Origin of the sequence: Ohtaekwangia sp., from assembly GCF_036568665.1 — a bacterium.
Lineage (GTDB): Bacteria > Bacteroidota > Bacteroidia > Cytophagales > Cyclobacteriaceae > Ohtaekwangia.
This window is the reverse complement of the sequence record NZ_DATCSD010000250.1, coordinates 1-20,225: the sequence shown is the minus strand read 5'-3', so window position 1 is coordinate 20,225 and position 20,225 is coordinate 1. Positions and strand designations below refer to the sequence as shown.

Sequence of the window (20,225 nt, the reverse complement as noted above, 5' to 3'; positions counted from 1 at the left end):
AGCCATGGCGCTGAAAAGTTAGTAAGAAGACTTGAACCTTTCGTACTTCATATCCAAAAGAATAAGCCTCGAGCAAAAGCAGGGCTTCTCATCCACCATTCACCGAATTGCTATTTTCAGTATCGGTATAGGATTGGGCGCTGCCATTGTTTCATTCCTGATCATGAAAGGTTTTCAGGAAACCGTAAAGAACAAGATATATAGTTTCAGCGGACACCTTATTGCTACAAAGTTCACGATGAATAATTCAACGGACGAGCAGCCGATGAATTATCATATTGATGTATACCAGCACCCTGAAAAATATCCGCACGTTCGTCATGTACAGGAGTTCTCGCACAAAGCTGGTTTGGTAAAGACGAATGATGAAGTGCTGGGCGTTGTGATGAAAGGTGTAGGAAAAAGTTTTGATGTAAATTCTTTTCGTGAGAATCTCCTCGAAGGAGAGTTTATTCAATTTCCGGATTCAGGCTATGCGCGCCAGATAGTGATCAGCAAGATCATTTCGAATAAGCTGAATATAAAAGTGGGTGACGATATCATTGTACATTTCTTTCAGAATCCTCCGCGCTTCCGGAAGCTGAAGGTTGTTGGTATCTATGAAACAAACCTCTCCGAGTATTTTGACAGCAAAGTAATTCTGGGCGACATCAGGCTCATACAACGTCTCAACGATTGGTCTGATAGTTTAGCGGGTGGTATTGAAATTTATACCGATGATGTAGATCGTATAGATGAAGCAGGCCTTGCGATCGGGCAGGGGATGGACTTTGATCAGAATATAGAGCGCGTGAGCGATCGGTATCAGCAGGTATTTGAATGGCTGAACCTGTTGAGCCGACAAGTAAATATTCTGCTTGGCATTATTTTAACAGTGGTCTGCGTGAACATGATCTCCATCGTGCTGATCCTGGTAATGGAGCGCACGCAGATGATTGGTATGTTGAAAGCCTTGGGAGGAGGCGACTCGCTGATACGATCTGTTTTTATTTATCAGGGTATAAGCCTCATTATGAAAGGCCTGTTACTGGGCAATGCCATAGGCCTTGGTTTATGTTACCTTCAATATCAGTTTAAAATTGTTAAATTGAATCCACACGATTATTACATGCACGTAGTGCCCATCAGTTGGCATTGGGAAGTAGTGGGCTTGTTAAACCTCACAACGTTTTTAGTCGTTACTGTGGTGCTATTGATTCCCACGATGGTCATTACCCGCGTAAACCCGATTAAGGCTATTCGATTTGATTAATGTTAATCAATGTTAATAATCGTTTAAACTTCAAATAATTTTCTACTTTTGTTATAAGTAAGGAGCCCACCTTATACAGAAATGTTTTAATGTCATGCAATTAAAATTCAAGAATCCTGTCAGGCCTGACCTGACATCAACGATCCAGAAGAGAAACCGCAGGCTTCAGGCATTTTTCAATGCCAAAAACCTCGATGTGCGGTTGCACGGTGATGCACAAAATCCGCTTATGGTATTATGCGGATGTGTTGGCCTGTCAGCTTATGTTCACAACTTCGACTTGCGTATGTTGGACAAACCCAACCAGGGAGAAGTGATGCGCATTTTTAAGCTGACGGAAATTGTTCAAGGTACGCGTGAAGATGTGGTAGAGTGGTTGCAGAAGTATCCGCAGATGCCATTGTATCGCATTCAACATGCAAACAGTAAACTTTTCCTATGTGGATTTAACTTTGTTGATCGCGAGCAAAAGCTGGGTCGCTACCCTGTATTTGCCCGTGAGGATTACCACATTTACAAACAGCGTGAGGCTGCGGAAGACATCCTCAACATGCTTAAGGAAGATGGTTACGAAGCGGAGATCACTGAACCAGATCTGGAGTTGGTGAAGTCGCACGTAGGCCCCATCACCTTTGTTGGCTTGCAAGACTAACGCTAGACGAAAGAGTTTGAATTGGTTGATCAGAATTATGGTCAACCAATTTTTTTATCAGGGCTGTGCCGGTATATATTTCCGGAACCAGCTTTGGATAGTCATTTGTAATACACCGAAGAATGCTTCCTTAAAAATGCCTGGCGACATTTTGGATTCTCCGCGCGTGCGATCGGTAAATATGATGGGAACTTCTCTCAGGGTGAAGCCATATTTCCACGCGATGAATTTCATCTCGATCTGAAAAGCATAGCCTACAAATTTTATCTGGTTGAGAGGAATGGTCTCCAATACTTTGCGGCTATAGCAAACAAAGCCTGCCGTTGTATCGCGCACCGGTATACTCGTAATGAGCCTTACATAACTGCTGGCAAAATAGGAAAGAAGCACACGGCCCATGGGCCAGTTCACTACATTTACACCCGTAGCATAGCGTGAGCCAATCGAAACATCACTGCCAAATTCTGCACACGAGAGGTATAGATGTACCAGGTCTTTCGGATCGTGCGAGAAGTCGGCATCCATCTCGAGTATAAAATCATATCCTCGTTCGAGCGCGAATTTAAAACCGGTAATATAGGCTGTACCCAGTCCGAGTTTACCGGGGCGCCTCAGCAGGTGCAGACGGGTTCGTATTGTATTATAAGTCGCCTGCATTTGCTCAACGATCTCGCCTGTTCCATCAGGAGAATTATCATCCACAATCAAAATATCAAACTCCTTCGGTAAACTGAAGACAGTATCAATGATCGAGCGGATGTTTTCCCGTTCCTTATAGGTAGGAATTATGACGATAGCGTTGCTCACGACTTCCTTTTGGTTACTGACAAATCTATAAAAAGTAAAAAATTAAACAATCGTTTTAGAATCTACCTGTACTATTTTTAATACGCTTTGTCGATGTATTTAATTTCCGCAACGGCCAATATTTTTCTGAGATGTGTATAACAGACGCATTGGCACAACAGAAATAACTATATAAAGGTGATAGGCCGTATTTCATCTATACCGATAAAAAAAGAAAGGCTGAAGTAATATTCAGCCTTTCTTTTTATAGAGAGAGAACGTTGTTAGTGCCCTTCGCCATTTGATACTACTTCCGGAGAACCGAATGATGCCGCAAAGTAATCACGATTCATACGGGCGATGTTGGTTAACTTAATTTCTTTCGGACACTCTGCTTCGCAGGCACCGATGTTGGTGCAGTTTCCAAAACCTTCTTCATCCATCTGGTTTACCATGGCCATCGCTCTGCGATCGCGCTCCGGCTGACCTTGTGGTAGTAAAGCAAGTTGTGAAATTTTAGCAGAGACAAACAGCATCGCTGCAGAGTTAGGACAAGCTGCTACACAGGCACCACAACCTATACAGGCTGCGGCATCCATGGCTTTTTCAGCATCATCTTTATTTACAGGAAGGTTGTTGGCATCCTGGGCCTGGCCGGTATTTACGCTCACAAAACCGCCTGATGCAATGATACGGTCAAACGCACCACGATCCGTAACCAGGTCTTTAATAACCGGGAATGATTTTGCTCTCCAGGGTTCTACATAAATAGTATCGCCATCGGTAAATGTGCGCATATAAAGCTGGCATGTAGTGGCTGCATGATGCGGGCCGTGTGCACGTCCGTTAATATACATGCTGCACATACCGCATATACCTTCACGGCAATCATGATCAAACGCAATCGGCTCTTCACCTTTACGTACCAGGTTGTCGTTCAATATGTCAACCATTTCCAGGAACGACATATCGGCATTGATGTTATCAATACTATAGTCTACTAACTTACCTGGTGTATTAGCATTTTTCTGGCGCCAAACCTTTAAGTTAAATTTCATGATCCCTTATTATTTATAGCTTCTTACTTGCATTTCAATGTTCTCGTAAACCAAAGACTCCTTGTGCATCACAGGATCGGAATCAACCGAAGTGTGTTCCCATGCTGCTACATAAGCGTAGTTCGCATCATCGCGTTTTGCTTCGCCTTGTTCCTGGTATTCTTCACGGAAGTGACCACCACAGGATTCATTTCTGTTCAGCGCATCGATCACCATCAGTTCACCTAATTCAATGAAGTCAGCAACGCGGCCGGCTTTATCGAACTCAGGATTAAACTCATTCAGCGTACCCGGTATATTTACATCGCTCCAAAATTCCTTGCGTAAATCCTGGATCATCTTTCTCGCCTTCGTCAGGCCTTCTGCCGTGCGGGCCATACCACAATACTCCCACATGATCTTGCCTAACTGCTTGTGCAGGTCATCAACAGTTTTCTTTCCTTTGATGTTGATCAGTTTTTCAGAGCGTGTCTGTACTTCTTTCTCTGCCTCTACAAAAGCAGGATGATCGGTTGGTATGGGCTTCGTAAATATTTCACCTGATAAATAGTTACCGATGGTATATGGAATTACGAAGTATCCGTCAGCCAATCCCTGCATCAAAGCGGAAGCACCGAGGCGGTTAGCACCGTGATCGCTGAAGTTAGCTTCACCTAAACAGTACAAACCTTTAATGCTGGTCATTAATTCATAATCTACCCAAAGACCTCCCATGGTATAGTGTACCGCAGGGTATATCTTCATTGGTGTCTTGAGAGGATCTTCGTTGGTAATGTTCTGATACATCGGGAACAATTCGCCATAACGAGCTTTTACTACATCTATACCCAGGCGCTTGATAGCATCTGCGAAATCGAGAAATACTCCGAAGCCGGATGGTACTATACCTCTTCCATCATCGCATGCTTCTTTTGCAGCACGTGATGCTATATCACGCGGACACAAGTTTCCGTAGGATGGGTATTTTCTTTCGAGGTAATAGTCGCGATCCTCTTCTTTAATGTCTTCCGGCTTCTTTTTGCCTTCGCGAATAGCTTTGGCATCTTCTTTTGTTTTAGGCACCCACACGCGACCATCGTTACGCAATGACTCTGACATCAGCGTAAGCTTGGATTGATAGTCGCCCGTTACCGGTATACAGGTCGGGTGAATTTGTGTATAGCAAGGGTTCGCGAAATATGCACCTTTCTTGTGCGCCTTCCACGCTGCTGTTACGTTGCTACCCATCGCGTTGGTAGAAAGGAAGAATACGTTACCATATCCACCCGTTGCAAGAATTACTGCATGCGAGAAGTAACGCTCCAGTTTACCAGTGATGAGGTTGCGCGCAATGATACCACGCGCTTTACCATCGATGGTCACGACTTCTACCATCTCATGACGGTTATACATCGTTACATTTCCTAATCCGATCTGCCGCTCCAATGCACCGTATGCACCTAACAACAATTGTTGTCCGGTTTGTCCGCGGGCATAAAACGTACGCGATACCTGCGCTCCACCAAAAGAACGGTTGTCCAGCAAGCCACCGTACTCACGTGCGAAAGGTACACCTTGAGCTACGCACTGGTCGATGATATTTCTGGATACATCTGCCAGTCGGTATACATTGGCTTCGCGTGCGCGGAAGTCGCCACCTTTAATAGTATCATAAAATAAACGATAGACAGAGTCGCCATCGTTCTTGTAATTCTTTGCTGCGTTTATACCACCTTGTGCTGCAATAGAGTGCGCACGTCTTGGTGAATCCTGAAAGCAGAACGCCTTTACTTTATATCCCAGTTCTGCCAGTGTTGCTGCTGCAGATGCACCGGCAAGTCCTGTACCTACTACAATTACTTCTACCTTACGTTTATTGGCCGGGTTTACCAGCTTTGCATGTTCTTTATAGTTACTCCACTTCTCGGCCAGGGGGCCGGTCGGAATTTTGGAATCAAGTGCAGCCATATCTTTTTGTTTGAGAACTATCTATCTGTTATATCGTCTTGAATACTTATTGAATCCACTTGAAATAAATGGCGATCGGCATCAGTGCGAAAATGAATGGCACTACGATAGAGAAGGCCGTGCCGACAAAGGAGATTGTCTTGTTGTATTTCACGTGGTTCAGACCCAGTGACTGGAATGCGCTTTTAAAACCGTGAAGCAAATGCCAGAAGAGTGAGAAACATCCAATAAGATAGAACACTACTATTAGCGGATTCTGAAATATATCCAGCATCATTTGATAGAGTGGTAACTCTTCGCCTTCTACAAACTGATGTGTGCGGTTGGGAATCCAGAAGTGCGAGGTATGCATGATCAGGAATAACAGGATGAGTGTGCCGAGCAGGCCCATGCTTCTGCTATACCATTTACTTTTCTCCGGGTGCTTTACATAACTATATTTAACCGGGCGTGCGCTACGGTTTTGCTTCCAGAGTAGTAAGCCTTCATAGATGTGCAGCAGAAATCCAATGATCAATCCGATTTCTAAAGTTCGGATAATGGCGTTTGTTCCCATAAAGTGCCCCCAGTAGCTAAAGGTGGCACCGCCATCATTAAAGAAAATCATCGCGTTAATGGTGCAGTGAACTACCAGGAAACTGATCAGAAATAATCCGGTGAGCGCCATTACGAATTTCTTACCGAGTGAACTCGTAAGAATTTTGGTGAACCAATTCATAGTTAATTGTGCCTTGTAGAATTTTTGCGAAAAATACTTCCCAAAGCCTATTTCACCAAAGCTAAGTTTACTTTATAAAAATTCTAAATAGAGAAGTGAAGGAACACTTTTTACGAAAGCTAAAGCAGCAGTTCAAAGAGAAGAACGATAAGCGCGATTACTACCACGGCTATTAACAAAAACCATTCTTTACGCACAAAACGGGTTAAGTACTTCCACAAGCGATCCATAAATAAAAAATCTTCTTTAGCAGGTGGCCAATAATCAAGCCTAAAATATTAAGATGCTGATAAACAGATTTTTAATGGATTATAAGTTGATTAATAGTTTCAATTCTTAGAGTCATTCTTGAATAAAATTCCCAATTATGGATATGAAGATCATCAGATGAAGTAGTTATGCAGGGCACTTATTAAGTAAAAAACTGTTCATCATTATTAGTGCTTTGACTCATTTTCGATAGCGGAAAATTTTTTTGATGAAGTAACTTTGTACACAACAACCACTAACTCATTATTGACGGATGTATTTGATCTTTGATACGGAAACCACAGGTATTCCGCATAATAAGACTGCGCCTATAACTGATCTCGATAACTGGCCCAGGCTTGTACAGATAGCCTGGCAGTTGCACGACAGTAAAGGAAAGCTGCTCTCCAATCACAACTATATAGTGAAGCCGGAAGGGTTTGATATACCCTATAAGGCCGAACAGATACACGGTATATCAACCAAGCGTGCGCTGGCCGAGGGGCAAGATCTCTTTACCGTGCTGGGTACGTTTATCCAGGATCTTTCTAAAACATCGGTGCTCGTTGGCCATAACATTGAGTTCGATATCAATATTATCGGTGCTGAATTTATTCGAAAGAGTTTAGCGCCCGAGCAATTCACCAACCTTGATAAAGTTGATACCGGTATAGCCTCCACCGAGTTTTGTCAATTGAGCGGAGGTATAGGTGGTCGTCTGAAAATGCCACGGCTCATTGAGTTGCACACAAAACTTTTCGGTAAAGACTTTGGTGATGCACACGATGCTGCCTACGATGTGGCCGCGACTGCACGATGCTATTTTGGGCTAATCAAACAAAAGGTAGTAAAGCCTTTTGATGAAACTCCGTTTGATGTTATCGAATATGAAGAGCCGAACCTGGATGAGGCCAACTTCGCTAAGAAAGAAAAGAAAAAAGGTACTACCTATTCGTTGACGGATGAGCCGCTTGTAATGACCGACAAGCCTTTTGTTCATCTGCATGCACACTCGCAATATTCCGTATTACAGGCAACACCTGATATTAAGTCGATGGTGGCAAAAGCAAAGGCATTGAACATGCCGGCCGTTGCACTTACCGATTTAGGTAACATGTATGGTGCATTCAAGTTTGTGCGCGAGGCACTGAACCATGAATTGAAGCCGATAGTAGGTTGTGAGTTTTATATAGCGGATGAACGCAAGAAGCTGAAGTTTACCAAAGACAATCCGGACAAGCGCTATAATCAGGTGTTAATTGCCAAGAATAAAGATGGCTATCATAATCTGGCGAAGTTGAGCTCTTATGCTTTCATAGAAGGATTGTATGGTATATATCCACGCATCGATAAAGCATTGGTGGAAGAGTATAAATCCAACCTCATTGCTGTAACCGGAGGCCTTGGAAGTGAGGTGCCGCACCTTATACTGAACGTTGGTGAGAAACAGGCAGAGGAAGCATTCAAGTGGTGGCATAATTTATTTGGCGAAGATTTTTATGTAGAACTGAATCGCCACGGTATACCGGAAGAAGATCACGTGAATGAAGTATTGCTTCGCTTTGCCGAGAAGCATGGCGTAAAATATTTCGCAGCAAATGAATCGTATTACCTCGATAAAGAAGAAGCCAACGCACACGATGTATTGCTGTGTATAAAAGAAGGCGAGTTCAAGTCTACACCAATCGGTTATGGTCGCGGGCATCGCTATGGATTATCCAATACAGAATACTATTATAAGTCGCAGGAAGAAATGAAATCTATCTTCCGCGATTTACCGCAGGCGATTGAAACCATAAGCGAGATATTGGATAAGATCGAAAGCTATAAACTCGATCGAAATGTATTGCTGCCTAAATTTGATATACCGAAAGAGTTTAATACAGAAGATGAATACCTGCGCCACCTCACATACGAAGGCGCGCGCAAGAAATATACTGAGATTACAAAGCAGATACAGGATCGCCTTGACTTTGAATTAGAAACGATTCAGAAAACGGGTTATCCGGGTTACTTCCTCATTGTGCAGGACTTTACTTCGAAGGCACGCGAGATGGGTGTATCGGTTGGTCCTGGTCGTGGTTCTGCTGCAGGCTCTGCTGTTGCCTATTGTATAGGTATAACAAACGTAGACCCGATCAAATACGATTTGCTCTTTGAGCGTTTCTTGAATCCGGATCGTGTATCACTTCCCGATATTGATATTGACTTTGATGATGAAGGACGCGATCGTGTATTGCGTTATGTGATCGAGAAGTATGGTAAAACACAGGTAGCACAGATCATCACGTATGGTACCATGGCAGCGAAGTCATCCATTCGCGATTGTGCGCGAGTGATGGAACTTCCGTTGGCAGATTCCAACTTGCTCGCAAAGATGATTCCGGAGAAGCCGGGTACATCGCTTGATGCTGCGATTGAAGAAGTAAAAGAACTCGCGGATATAAAGAAAGGATCAGATCTGCGTGCCGATGTATTGAAACAGGCACTGGTATTGGAAGGCTCCGTTCGAAGCACCGGTACACACGCCTGCGGGGTAATTATTACTCCGGATGATCTGACCAAGTTTGTACCGATGTCGGTAGCGAAAGATTCTGACATGCTGGTAACACAGTTTGATAACAGCGTGGTGGAGAGTGCCGGTCTGTTGAAGATGGACTTTCTCGGGCTCACAACCTTATCGATTATCAATACAGCTATACGCAATGTAAAGAAGAGCCACGGTATAACGATCGATGTAGATGCTATACCACTGGATGATGTAAAGACGTATCAACTATTTCAGCGGGGTGAGACGGGCGGAACGTTCCAGTTTGAAAGTTTGGGGATGCAGAAATATCTGCGTCAGTTAAAGCCCGATAAATTTGAAGACCTTATTGCCATGAACGCTCTGTATCGTCCGGGCCCAATGGAATATATACCTGCCTTCGTAAATCGTAAGCATGGTCGCGAGCCCATCAAATACGATTTGGCGGAGATGGAAGAGTTCCTGGCTGAAACGTATGGTATTACAGTATACCAAGAGCAGGTGATGTTGCTCTCGCAGAAGTTGGCAGGCTTTAGTAAAGGTGATGCCGATGTGCTTCGTAAGGCAATGGGTAAAAAGCAAAAGGCTGTACTCGATAAGATGAAAGATAAATTCATCAAAGGGTGCGCTGAGCGCGGACATGCTAAAGAAATATGCGAAAAGATATGGACCGACTGGGAAGCCTTTGCACAGTATGCATTTAACAAATCGCACTCTACGTGTTACTCGCTGGTAGCGTATCATACAGCTTATCTTAAAGCCAATTATCCGGCAGAGTATATGGCGGCTGTGTTAACACACTCGCAGAGCAATCTAGAGAGTGTTACATTCCACATTGAAGAATGCCGGAGCCTGGGCCTGAAAGTATTAGGACCACACGTAAATGAATCGGGTGTATTCTTCGAAGTAAATAAAGCCGGAGAGATACGTTTTGGATTGGGTGCTATAAAAGGTGCCGGTGAAGCTGCTGTAGAGGCTATCATTCAGGAACGTGATGCACGCGGACCATTCGAAGATATATTTGAATTTGCCAAGCGTGTTAGCCAGCGGTCAGTCAACAAAAAAACATTTGAATGTTTAGCATTATCCGGAGCATTCGATTGCTTCCAGGGTATACATCGCAGGCAATATGTTTTTGCAAAAGATGGAGACATCAACCTGTTGGAAAAAGCAATCAAGTATGCTGCCAAGACACAACAGGAAGAACAGAGTGCACAGGCAAGTTTATTCGGTGGAGGTTCAGGCGCGGTGATGCCTAAACCGAAGATCGATTTTATAGAGCCCTTCAGTGAAATTGAAAAACTCAACCTTGAGAAAGAAGTTGTAGGTATATATATATCCGGCCACCCGCTGGATAATTTCAAATTCGAGATAGATAAATTCTGTACTATATCATGCAGTCAGTTAAGTGAGCTCGATCCGCTACTCGGAAGAGAGTTGAAGCTGGGAGGTATAGTTTCGTTGGTGGAGCATCGTACTACCAAAACGGGTAAGCCCTTCGGTAAATTCACGCTGGAAGACTATAACGGTAATTATAGCTTTGTGCTCTTTGGTGAAGACTACCTGAAGTTTAAAAACTTTATGAACACCGGGTGGTTTTTGTTTATAGAAGGTGCTGTAGTAAAAAATAATTGGGGTCAACAGAACGTAGAGTTTAAGATCAGAAATATAGATCTGTTGAATGAGATCGGGATCAAGCGAAGTAAAGGCGTTCAGTTAAAAGTTAATTCGCGCGAGATAACCAAAGACCTTATAGGAAAGATCGAGGGCATCTGTCAGGAATACGCAGGCAACACTCCGCTTTATCTCAAGATCCGCGATGAACAGGAGAACATATATCTAGACCTGATATCACGCAGGTTCCGCGTGAACCCGGTTAACGACATGGTAAAGATGATGAAGAAAGCAGGCGAGTTGGAAGTAGAAGTAGTGTTTTGATAAACCTGAAACGTTTGAACTCAGGAGCCTGAACCTGGAACTTTAAACACTGAACTTCGAACGTCTTGAACCTTGAACTAATAAGATTACCTTTGCGTTTGGCTTAGTAGATACGATAAAAAAAGAACTTAAAAACTTTTAATTATATACGAAAATGGGAAAAGCAATAGAACTTACCGATGCTAATTTCGATCAGATCATTAACTCTGATAAGCCTGTATTAGTTGATTTTTGGGCCGAATGGTGTGGTCCTTGTAAAATGATCGGCCCGGTTGTAGAAGAACTGGCTGGCGACTACGATGGCAAGGCCGTTATTGGCAAACTGAATGTTGATGAAAATCCTTCTGTAACAGCACGCTTTGGTGTTCGTAGCATTCCGACTCTGCTCGTTTTCAAAGGAGGTCAAATTGTTGACAAACAAGTTGGCGCAGTACCCAAATCAGTTTTAGCGCAGAAACTTGCTGCTCAGGTAGCTTAATGAACAATGCTTTAGCATAAATATAAATGCCAGTGAAACTTCGCTGGCATTTACTGTTTTTAACCTATTCGTTGAGTATTTAATTATCCGTTCTGAAACTTGGAACTGGTAACCCTTCCTTGCTGAACAGATTAGGCATAGAAGCATTGCTCCAGCCAAACCGAACAGAAGTCGGGTTCTTTACTTCTTTGGCGGATACAATTACCGAGCTGCCTTCTATCTTTGCTTTAGCAGGATAAAACTTCTTGTCTTCGCCTGCAATCTGAAACTCTGTAGGCTCTCCACCTTTCGAGATCAATCCGTTAGGTACATGATCAAATGTTATTCTGATCTTTCCCTTCTCAATCTTCATCGCTTTATATAGCGGACTTTTAGAAGCTATATCTTTTTTGCCATAGGTGTCAGTCAATGCCAGGTTCGCGAGGCGTTCACCAACAGGCTTCTTGAATTTCGGATGTATATCTTTTACGTTTTCAACCAGGTCAGAGATTACTACGAGACCGCTGTTCGGAATCTGCAACATCTTGACTTGTTGTTCGCGAAGCAATACACCACCTTCTCCGCCATAATCGGCATAAGGTGCTATCTGTACATAGTAAAACGGAAACTCATTCAGAAACTCCTTGCGCCACGAGGCAACCATCGCTTCCATCAATTGTTTATAAGTCTCCGGTGTACCGGTGTTACTTTCACCCTGATACCACAACGTACCAGCAATACGGAATGGAATGATCGGGTTGATCATAGCGTTAAATACAACGCCTGGCCTGGACGGGCACCATGGTCTGTCGTCTCCTTGTTTATCGGCAGCTGCTTTCAAAGTAGCATCTGCATTGATAATCTCTTCCGGTGTCCAGGTTTCAGCAGGTGTTCCACCCCAACTGGCATTGATCAATCCCACCGGTATATTTAAGTTCTGCTGAAGTTTCTTGGCAAAGAAATATCCTACAGCGCTAAAGTATTTTACACTTTCAGGAGTGCATACTCTCCACGTGCCTTCGCCATGTACCTGCGGAAAAGAGGCTGCTGATTTACTGACATGAAAAAGGCGGATAGCCGGATCGTTGGCTTGTGCCATAGCCTGCTTGCCATCTGCGGAATTTTCCATACTCCATTCCATGTTCGATTGCCCGGAGCAGAGCCATACTTCTCCGACCAATACATCCTGCAGCACACGTTGTTCTCCTCCGGCCTGGATCGTGATAGTATAGGGTTTGTTACTGGCAGGCGGTGTATAGAGTGTAGCACTCCAATAGGTAGTGTTATCAGACTTGGTTTTGATCGTAGTAGTGTCCCAGCTTACATGAATCGTAATGTCTTGCGATGGATGTGACCATCCCCAGATCGGTATGGGAGATTGCTGCTGCAATATCATGTGGTTGTCAAAGAGCGAAGGAAGCCGGAGCTGTGCTTCGGCCGAAGCTATACATGCTACACTAAACAGGAATACAAAGATCCTTTTCATAATGGTTTTACTGTTTTACAGGATGAAGGTAAACGCTCGCTATATTTTCGTTCCTTCAACCCGTGTTATTTGGTTTGAAGTCCGAAAGTATTTAAAAGTCACCAGAAAGCTAAACGAAAAAAAATCAGAAAACTTTTTTAAGACGCTCTACCATTTCGAGTACAGCAGGACATACGAGCGTGTTTTTGTGCGTTAATTCCATGATCTGCACCATTTTTTTACGATCTGTGTGAGGATATTCACGGCAGGCCTTGGGGCGATCTTCGTAGACCACACAGTAATTTTCCGCGTCAAGAAAAGGACACGGAGAGGATTTCAAAATATAATCTTTGTCTTCATCAATGCGCAGGTACTTCTCAATAAAGTCGCCCGGCTTCATGCGCAGCGCCTTGGCTACACGCTCAATGTCGGTTTGATAAAATATAGGACTGGTGGTTTTACAGCAGTTAGCACACGTGAGACAATCAGTTTCTTCAAACACGGTTTCGTGTACATCATGAAATACATCGTCTACCACACGCGGATCTTTCTTCTTCAGGCTCAGCAGAAACTTTTTGTTCTCCTTATCACGTTGCTGCGCCACGACTTTGAATTGCTGTAAGTCCATGACACAAAATTAAGCAGGAACTGTATTATTTACAGCTACCGGAAAAGTAAGTTTAAAAGAAGCGCCTTTACCCCATTCGCTGGCTACTTCTATAGTGCCACCGGTTTTATTGACGAGTGCTTTAACGATCGACAGACCTAATCCTGTAGAGCTTTCTCCCGCGGTAGGCCTTGCCGATAATTTTTTGAATTTCTTGAACAGATGCGGCAGATCGCTGGGATGAAACCCCGGTCCTTCATCGTTGATGGTGATAGTAATCTGCTCGTTGAACGACTGCACGATAACAGAAATAACTTTTCCAGCAGGAGAGAACTTGATGGCGTTGGTTAACAGGTTATCCAGTATACGCACAAGGCAAACCGGATCCATATATAGCGATGACGTGATTGACTCAGGCTCAACTATACTTCGGAGTGTGATCTGCTTCTGATCAAGCTGTGTGCGATAGTTGCTGATCAATTCATTTATAAATTGCTGAACATCTATATACTCTGCACGAAGCTCGCGGTTGGGATCTTCAATCTTATTGATCTCCATTAAATCTTGTATCAATGCATTACCGTCCTGGCAAACTGCACGCATCCGGTTCAGCATGTCTTGTTGTTCGGTGTTGAGCGAGCCGGAGAGTTCCACCACACTGGCAAGACCAACCACTTTATTCAACGGACTTCGCAGATCATGTGCCACTACACCAATCATCCCGTCTTTCTCCAGGTGAAGATCTTCAAGGCTTTCATTCTTGGCGGCCAGCATCTGGTTCTGGTGTTCGATCTTTTCCAGTAAGACACGCATCTCTTCGTTGGTGCGCGATATCTCTTCTTTTTGTTGTGTGAGTAATCGCTCCGTTTTCATTTTATGTCGCAGCCAGTATAGCATGCCGAGTACGATCAGTATAAATATACCGATAGCAGTAATAAAGAACTTTCGGTCGCTGGCGCGTTGCAGGGCTTCCATCTTTCGGGCATCGCTTAAAGATTGTATCTTTTTATCTTTTCGCTCGGTTTCGTATAAACCTCGCACCGCGGCTATCTGCTGACTCTTTCGTATGTCAAATAAACTGTCTTTCAAAAATGTATAACGTTTGTAAGAAGCATATGCTTCATTAAAATTGCCACGCGCAGAATCAAGGCGCGAACGGATCAGGTAATTTTGTTCGAGCCAACCTTGTGTACCCAGGCTTTGTGCTACTTGTTTCCAACGATCGAGGTACATATCGGCTTCCTGAAATTTGCGCTGCAGTATATATAGCTGGCTTAATCCTTCTATTGGATTGAGTGATATCTCCTGGTCTTGGATCTCATCCGCCAGTATAAGTGAGCGGGTATAATTTTTCTCCGCCAGAATAAATTTACTTTCGTGCCGGTATATATCGGCCATGAAACATAACGAGTAGATGATCCCTCTGCGATCCTGAATCTCTTCCTGTACCTTCAATGCTTTTTCAAGATATTCTTTTGCTTCACGATCGCGCTTCATTACGGTGAGTATACCGCCCACGTTGGTCATGGCAAAAGCAATGGTAGATTTGTTGCCGATGCGCTTCATGTGCTCCAGGTATCGCCTGTAATAATATAGTGCTTCTTTAGGCTGTTGAAGTTCCTGGTATACTACTCCCATGTTGTTGAGTGTAGAGCCGATAACACGATCGCTGTGAATAGACTCACTGATCTTGAGCGATTGAAAATAATAGTCGAGCGCAATTTCGTAGCTGCCGTGATTGAAGTAATTTATACCGATGCTGTTTAGTATAGAAGCCAGGCCTTCCTGATCGCTCGTGTTTTTATATAGTTCCAGCGAACGATTGTAGTGACGCAGCGCCTCGTTATAATCAGACTTAAATTCATACGCTTGTCCGATAAATTTTTCTGCACGGGCCAGCCCTATAGTATAGTGGATAGCGTTGAATATAGTTTGTGCTTTGTCAAATTCACGAAGTGCACTGTCGTACTCACTGTTTCGAATGTGCGCATAGCCGGCAACTAATCCCGCATCGCCAATGCCTTTCGTATAGCCCAGGTGTTGTGCGAGGCTGCGTGCCGCTGCGGAGGTTTGCAGCGATGTGCGAGTATCTCCGCCTCGGTATTGCTCGCGTGCCAGGTCGATCAATATATTAACGCGGATAGTGTCGGCCGGTAATTTTTTCAGAAGTGTTTCGAGACTGTCGGTTTTACTTTGCGCTGCAACCGCTAAAAAAGAAAACAATGAAATGCATGTGAGTATACATGCGGAATTGAATAGGGGGTTCTTCATTCTCCTCTGCCTGCTATGGTACATTACTACAGGATCGCTGGTGATCCCGGGGTCTAAAAAGTATACTACCTTACACGAACAAATTGAACGAATGTTTTCAGGAATAATATGAATTCCATTTAACGGTGTATTTTTACAGAACATGAACACCGCCTCCCTGATAAATAGTATAAAGCAGCATGTGCCTATCAGCGAAGAAGAAGAGAAAGCCATTACTTCGATTCTGCTTCCGCATTTTGTAAAGCAGGGAGATTTTGCCGAGAAGAGCGGAGATACAAGTCGGTATATGATATATGTAAGCTCTGGTTGTCTGATGACGTACTTCACCGACAAAGATGCCGTGGATCATGTGATTCAGTTTGCAACGGCTGGTTGGTGGACGGGGGACTTGCATAGCATAACGAAAGGTGTTCCTTCCATCTATGCTACTCGTGCATTGGCCGATACTGAAATCATTCTTTTACCCAAAACCAGTGTGGATGATCTGCTGGATAAATGGCCGCGACTGGAGCGTTATTTTCGTATGCTGTTTCAGAATGCATTGGTAACGCATCAGCATCGTATCATTCAAAGTTACTCGGCCGCAGCGGATGAGCGCTATCAATCCTTCCGCGAAAAATATCCATCGCTCGAGCAATACGTTCCACTCAAGTATATAGCTTCTTACCTGGGTATAACACCCGAGTTTTTGAGCAAGATACGGAGGAGGTTGATGGAGAGCCGTTGAGTGTTAATCGTTATAAGTTATCGGAAACAGAACGACAGCGTGTCTTTTCCCTCAACATTCGTTGATCGGTGTTCCTTGTTCGATGTTCAAAATGCCGAAAATCTTCCGCTTCTACCTTTTGCTTTCAGCTTGCTGCTTCTATTTTCTTAATCTGGTTCAAGATACTTTTCATGGTTTCTTAACCTAGTTCAACGTGGTGTGAGGTGGGGGTGGCATACCTTTGAAGCATCAAATTTTAAAAAAGAAATAAACATGGCAACAGCAACTCAAACAAAATGGGCCATTGATCCTACCCATAGCGAAGTTCAATTCAAAGTGAAACACCTCGTGATTTCTACTGTAACAGGATCGTTTAAAAAATTCTCTGGCGAAGTTGTAAGCGACAGCGATGACTTCAGCAATGCTACAGCATCATTAAGCATTGATGTAGATAGTCTTGATACAAACCAGGCAGATCGCGATGGTCACCTGAAGAGCGATGATTTCTTCTCTGCGGCACAACACAAGAGCATTACCTTTAATGGTAAAGTATCAAAGAGCGGTAGTGACTACAAACTGGTTGGCGAGCTTACCATCCGTGGTGTAAGCAAACCAGTAACACTGGATGTTGACTTTGGTGGCGTGGTGAAAGATCCTTGGGGAAATATCAAAGCAGGTTTTGAATTGAACGGCAAGATCAATCGTAAAGATTTCGGCCTGGCGTGGAGCGCATTGACAGAAACAGGAGGGATGGTAGTAGGTGAGGATGTGAAGCTTCACATGAACATAGAGCTTGCTAAAGCCAGCTAAGCTATACATGTTCAACCAAGTCGGAAAGGCTACTCTGGTGGGTAGCTTTTTTTATTTTATATAGTGGCTCATGGTGTAAACTTATTTGTGCAGCAACAAGGGTGAATGACTGTGAACCTGTATCTTGCAGAGAACGTATAAACGTTTACCCCAATTCCTCTGCGTATGACCACCACCATTGCAAACGGAGTGCTTGTAGAAAAACCACGAGTATCTTCCATTGATGTTCTGAGGGGCGTTATCATGATCATCATGGCGCTCGATCACACCCGCGATTTTTTTCATGCCGATGCGAATCTCTATGCACCAACCGATCTTGCTAAAACAAGTCCGGTGCTGTTCCTTACCCGGTGGATCACACACTTCTGCGCACCAACCTTTGTATTACTCTCCGGTGTAGCAGCACGCATAAGCCTGCAGCGAAAATCGAAAAAAGAGCTCGCTATATTTCTGCTCACCCGCGGATTGTGGCTCATCCTTATCGAGGTAACGGTATTACGCTTTGCCATATTATTCAATCTATACTATGATTTTATTATCCTGCAGGTGATCTGGGTACTGGGAGGATCGATGGTTGTACTGTCGGCCCTGGTATATTTACCCGAGTTGGTTGTAGGTATCATAGGCCTCATCATTGTATTTGGTCATAATATATTTGATGCTTTCCCATTAAAGCCGGAAGATACAGGCTTTGCAGTGTGGGCTGTGTTGAACCAAACCGGCTTCCTGCCGATAGATGATAAACATGGTGTGCTGGCGTTCTATCCGTTGTTTCCCTGGCTGGGTATCATGCTGGTAGGATATAGTATAGGAATGTGGTATACAAAAGATTTCGATGCGGCTGCACGCAGAAAGCGACTGCTGCTGGCGGGTATCGGTGCCGTTGTATTGTTTGTAATACTGCGATTGATAAATGGTTATGGCGATCCTGATCATTGGAGTGTACAAAAGAACGGAGTGTATACATTGCTGAGCTTTATCAATTGTACCAAGTACCCGGTATCATTGCTATATACCCTGATGACGCTGGGACCTATATTTCTTATTCTGTGGTGGCTCGATAACAGGGAAGCAAAATTACTCAAGCCTGCGCTTGTGTTCGGCCGCGTTCCGTTGTTCTACTATATTTTACATTTCTATTTGCTTCACACACTGTCATTGATCTCTTATATGATCGGCAGTGGTAAATCATTAGGCGAGGTGGATTTTCATTTTGGCAACAACAACTTCGGAGGGATTCCCTATGGCTTCGGCTATTCGCTGGGTATAGTATACCTGGTATGGATTGGCCTGGTGATTTTTCTATACCCGATATGTCGCTGGTATAATCGCTATAAGAGCACACACCAGCATGCGTGGCTCAGCTATTTGTGATGAACTGTAAAATTGAAAAATTAGAAGATTGTAAAATTGGCTATTTCAATCTTCTAATTTTTCAATCTTACAATCTTGTAATTTTCTAATCCCTCACATCCGCTCGGGCACTTCTATACCCAATAGTTTCATGGAGCGTTTGATTACGTTGGCCACGGCATAAGAGAAAGCTACTCTGAATTTGAGTTTGGCTGTGTTCTCTTCGTTGAAGATCGGTATACTTTGATAGAACTGGTTATAAGCTTTGGCTACTTCAAATGCATAGTTGGCAATGATAGCCGGTGAATAATCTTTCGCTGCGTCTTTCAGTTTATTTTCAAAAGAACTGATCAGGCTCAGGCCTTCACGCTCGGCTGGTTCAAGTGTTGTTACCGCTTTCAGATCGCTCGCACTAACCTGTATACCCAGACTCTCCGCTTTGCGTAATATAGCTTTGATACGCGCATGGGTATATTGAATGAACGGCCCGGTGAATCCCTGCAATTGTATAGATTCATTCGGATCGAACAACATTCTTTTCTTGGGATCAACTTTCAGCAAAAAGAATTTCAATGCACCCAAGCCGATCATCTCGAACAATGCTTGTGCATCGGCTTCGCTTACACCTTCCAGTTTGCCAAGTTCGCGTGTTTGCTTCTCGGCTTCGTCATGCATCTCCTGCATCAGGTCGTCAGCATCCACTACAGTACCCTCGCGTGATTTCATTTTACCGGTAGGCAGATCTACCATGCCATACGATAAGTGGAAGCAACGCTTTGCCCAGTCATAACCGAGTTTATTCAGAATGAGGAATAATACCTTGAAGTGATATTCCTGCTCGTTACCCACTGTATATACTTGCCCGGAGATGCGCGGGAAATCCTGGAAGCGTAGTATAGCGGTACCGATATCCTGCGTCATATATACCGAAGTACCATCAGCACGCAGCAATACTTTTTGATCGAGTTTGTCGGATGTGAGATCAACCCATACAGAGCCATCTTCTTTTTTGAAGAATATACCTTTCTCCAATCCCTGCATCACAATCTCTTTGCCGAGGAGGTAGGTGTCAGACTCGTAGTATAATTTTTCGAAGTCAACCCCCATGCGTTTATAGGTAGCACCGAAGCCTTCGTATACCCAGCCGTTCATGGTCTTCCACAGCGCTATAGTCTCGGCATCTTTCTGTTCCCACAGGCGAAGCATCTCCGATGCAAGCTGCATGATCGGTGCCTGCTTGCCTGCTTCTTCTTCACTGAGCCCGGTTGCTATCAGTTCGCTGATCTGTGATTTATAGGTCTTGTCGAAGATCACATAATATTTACCCACCAGGTGATCGCCCTTCATGCCACTGCTCTGTGGTGTTTCTCCGTTGCCGAAGAGTTTCCAGGCGGCCATCGATTTGCAGATATGTATACCGCGATCGTTA

Annotated in this window: 15 protein-coding genes; 7 read left to right on the top strand and 8 right to left on the bottom strand. The window is 43.9% G+C overall.

The window, feature by feature from the left end; all coding sequences use genetic code 11:
* The first annotated feature begins 31 nt into the window (after positions 1–31).
* Both VIN08_RS13875 and VIN08_RS13870 read left to right on the top strand, forming a co-directional pair.
* Positions 32–1,252, top strand: coding sequence for an ABC transporter permease (locus tag VIN08_RS13875; RefSeq protein WP_331966120.1), 1,221 nt, complete (start codon positions 32–34; stop codon positions 1,250–1,252).
* Between the two features lie 94 nt (positions 1,253–1,346).
* The gene (locus VIN08_RS13870) at positions 1,347–1,904 is read left to right on the top strand and encodes a hypothetical protein (RefSeq protein WP_331966117.1); all 558 of its coding nucleotides are present in this window, start codon (positions 1,347–1,349) and stop codon (positions 1,902–1,904) included.
* Between the two features lie 57 nt (positions 1,905–1,961).
* Here the strand turns inward: VIN08_RS13870 and VIN08_RS13865 are convergent, their stop codons facing one another.
* The 4 genes from VIN08_RS13865 to VIN08_RS13850 form a co-directional block, all read right to left on the bottom strand.
* The gene (locus tag VIN08_RS13865) at positions 1,962–2,711 is read right to left on the bottom strand and encodes a polyprenol monophosphomannose synthase (RefSeq protein WP_331966115.1); all 750 of its coding nucleotides are present in this window, start codon (positions 2,709–2,711) and stop codon (positions 1,962–1,964) included.
* Between the two features lie 263 nt (positions 2,712–2,974).
* Positions 2,975–3,748, bottom strand: a complete 774-nt coding sequence (locus tag VIN08_RS13860) for a succinate dehydrogenase/fumarate reductase iron-sulfur subunit (RefSeq protein WP_331966112.1) — start codon at positions 3,746–3,748, stop codon at positions 2,975–2,977.
* Between the two features lie 9 nt (positions 3,749–3,757).
* Positions 3,758–5,695, bottom strand: a complete 1,938-nt coding sequence (locus VIN08_RS13855) for a fumarate reductase/succinate dehydrogenase flavoprotein subunit (RefSeq protein ID WP_331966110.1) — start codon at positions 5,693–5,695, stop codon at positions 3,758–3,760.
* 46 nt (positions 5,696–5,741) lie between these two features.
* Positions 5,742–6,413: a succinate dehydrogenase cytochrome b subunit gene (locus VIN08_RS13850; RefSeq protein WP_331966107.1), complete on the bottom strand. Its 672-nt coding sequence runs from the start codon at positions 6,411–6,413 to the stop codon at positions 5,742–5,744.
* Between the two features lie 523 nt (positions 6,414–6,936).
* Between VIN08_RS13850 and dnaE the strand changes: the two genes are divergently transcribed.
* Both dnaE and trxA read left to right on the top strand, forming a co-directional pair.
* Positions 6,937–11,127 carry a DNA polymerase III subunit alpha gene (gene dnaE / locus VIN08_RS13845; protein WP_331966104.1) on the top strand — a complete coding sequence of 1,397 codons (4,191 nt, stop codon included), beginning with the start codon at positions 6,937–6,939 and terminating at the stop codon, positions 11,125–11,127.
* A gap of 154 nt (positions 11,128–11,281) precedes the next feature.
* Positions 11,282–11,605: a thioredoxin gene (gene trxA / locus VIN08_RS13840; RefSeq protein ID WP_331966101.1), complete on the top strand. Its 324-nt coding sequence runs from the start codon at positions 11,282–11,284 to the stop codon at positions 11,603–11,605.
* Between the two features lie 79 nt (positions 11,606–11,684).
* Here trxA and VIN08_RS13835 read toward each other — a convergent pair whose 3' ends face one another.
* The 3 genes from VIN08_RS13835 to VIN08_RS13825 all read right to left on the bottom strand — a co-directional run bounded on the left by VIN08_RS13835 (position 11,685) and on the right by VIN08_RS13825 (position 15,927).
* Entirely contained in the window at positions 11,685–13,070 is a 1,386-nt protein-coding gene (locus tag VIN08_RS13835; protein ID WP_331966098.1) for a sialate O-acetylesterase, read from the bottom strand.
* A 124-nt stretch (positions 13,071–13,194) separates the two neighbouring features.
* Positions 13,195–13,677 (bottom strand): YkgJ family cysteine cluster protein, encoded by a 483-nt coding sequence (locus VIN08_RS13830; RefSeq protein ID WP_331966095.1) that lies wholly within the window; start codon positions 13,675–13,677, stop codon positions 13,195–13,197.
* Positions 13,678–13,686: 9 nt separating this feature from the next.
* Positions 13,687–15,927, bottom strand: a complete 2,241-nt coding sequence (locus VIN08_RS13825; RefSeq protein ID WP_331966093.1) for a tetratricopeptide repeat protein — start codon at positions 15,925–15,927, stop codon at positions 13,687–13,689.
* A gap of 142 nt (positions 15,928–16,069) precedes the next feature.
* Between VIN08_RS13825 and VIN08_RS13820 the strand changes: the two genes are divergently transcribed.
* From VIN08_RS13820 to VIN08_RS13810, 3 genes are all read left to right on the top strand, one after another.
* Entirely contained in the window at positions 16,070–16,654 is a 585-nt protein-coding gene (locus VIN08_RS13820; RefSeq protein WP_331966090.1) for a Crp/Fnr family transcriptional regulator, read from the top strand.
* A gap of 252 nt (positions 16,655–16,906) precedes the next feature.
* Entirely contained in the window at positions 16,907–17,443 is a 537-nt protein-coding gene (locus VIN08_RS13815; protein WP_331966088.1) for a YceI family protein, read from the top strand.
* A 165-nt stretch (positions 17,444–17,608) separates the two neighbouring features.
* Entirely contained in the window at positions 17,609–18,817 is a 1,209-nt protein-coding gene (locus tag VIN08_RS13810) for a DUF1624 domain-containing protein (RefSeq protein WP_331966086.1), read from the top strand.
* Between the two features lie 93 nt (positions 18,818–18,910).
* On the opposite strand, the gene argS is transcribed toward VIN08_RS13810, so the two are convergent.
* Positions 18,911–20,225 (bottom strand): arginine--tRNA ligase (gene argS, locus VIN08_RS13805; protein WP_331966083.1); only part of this gene is annotated, 1,315 nt, incomplete at its 5' end.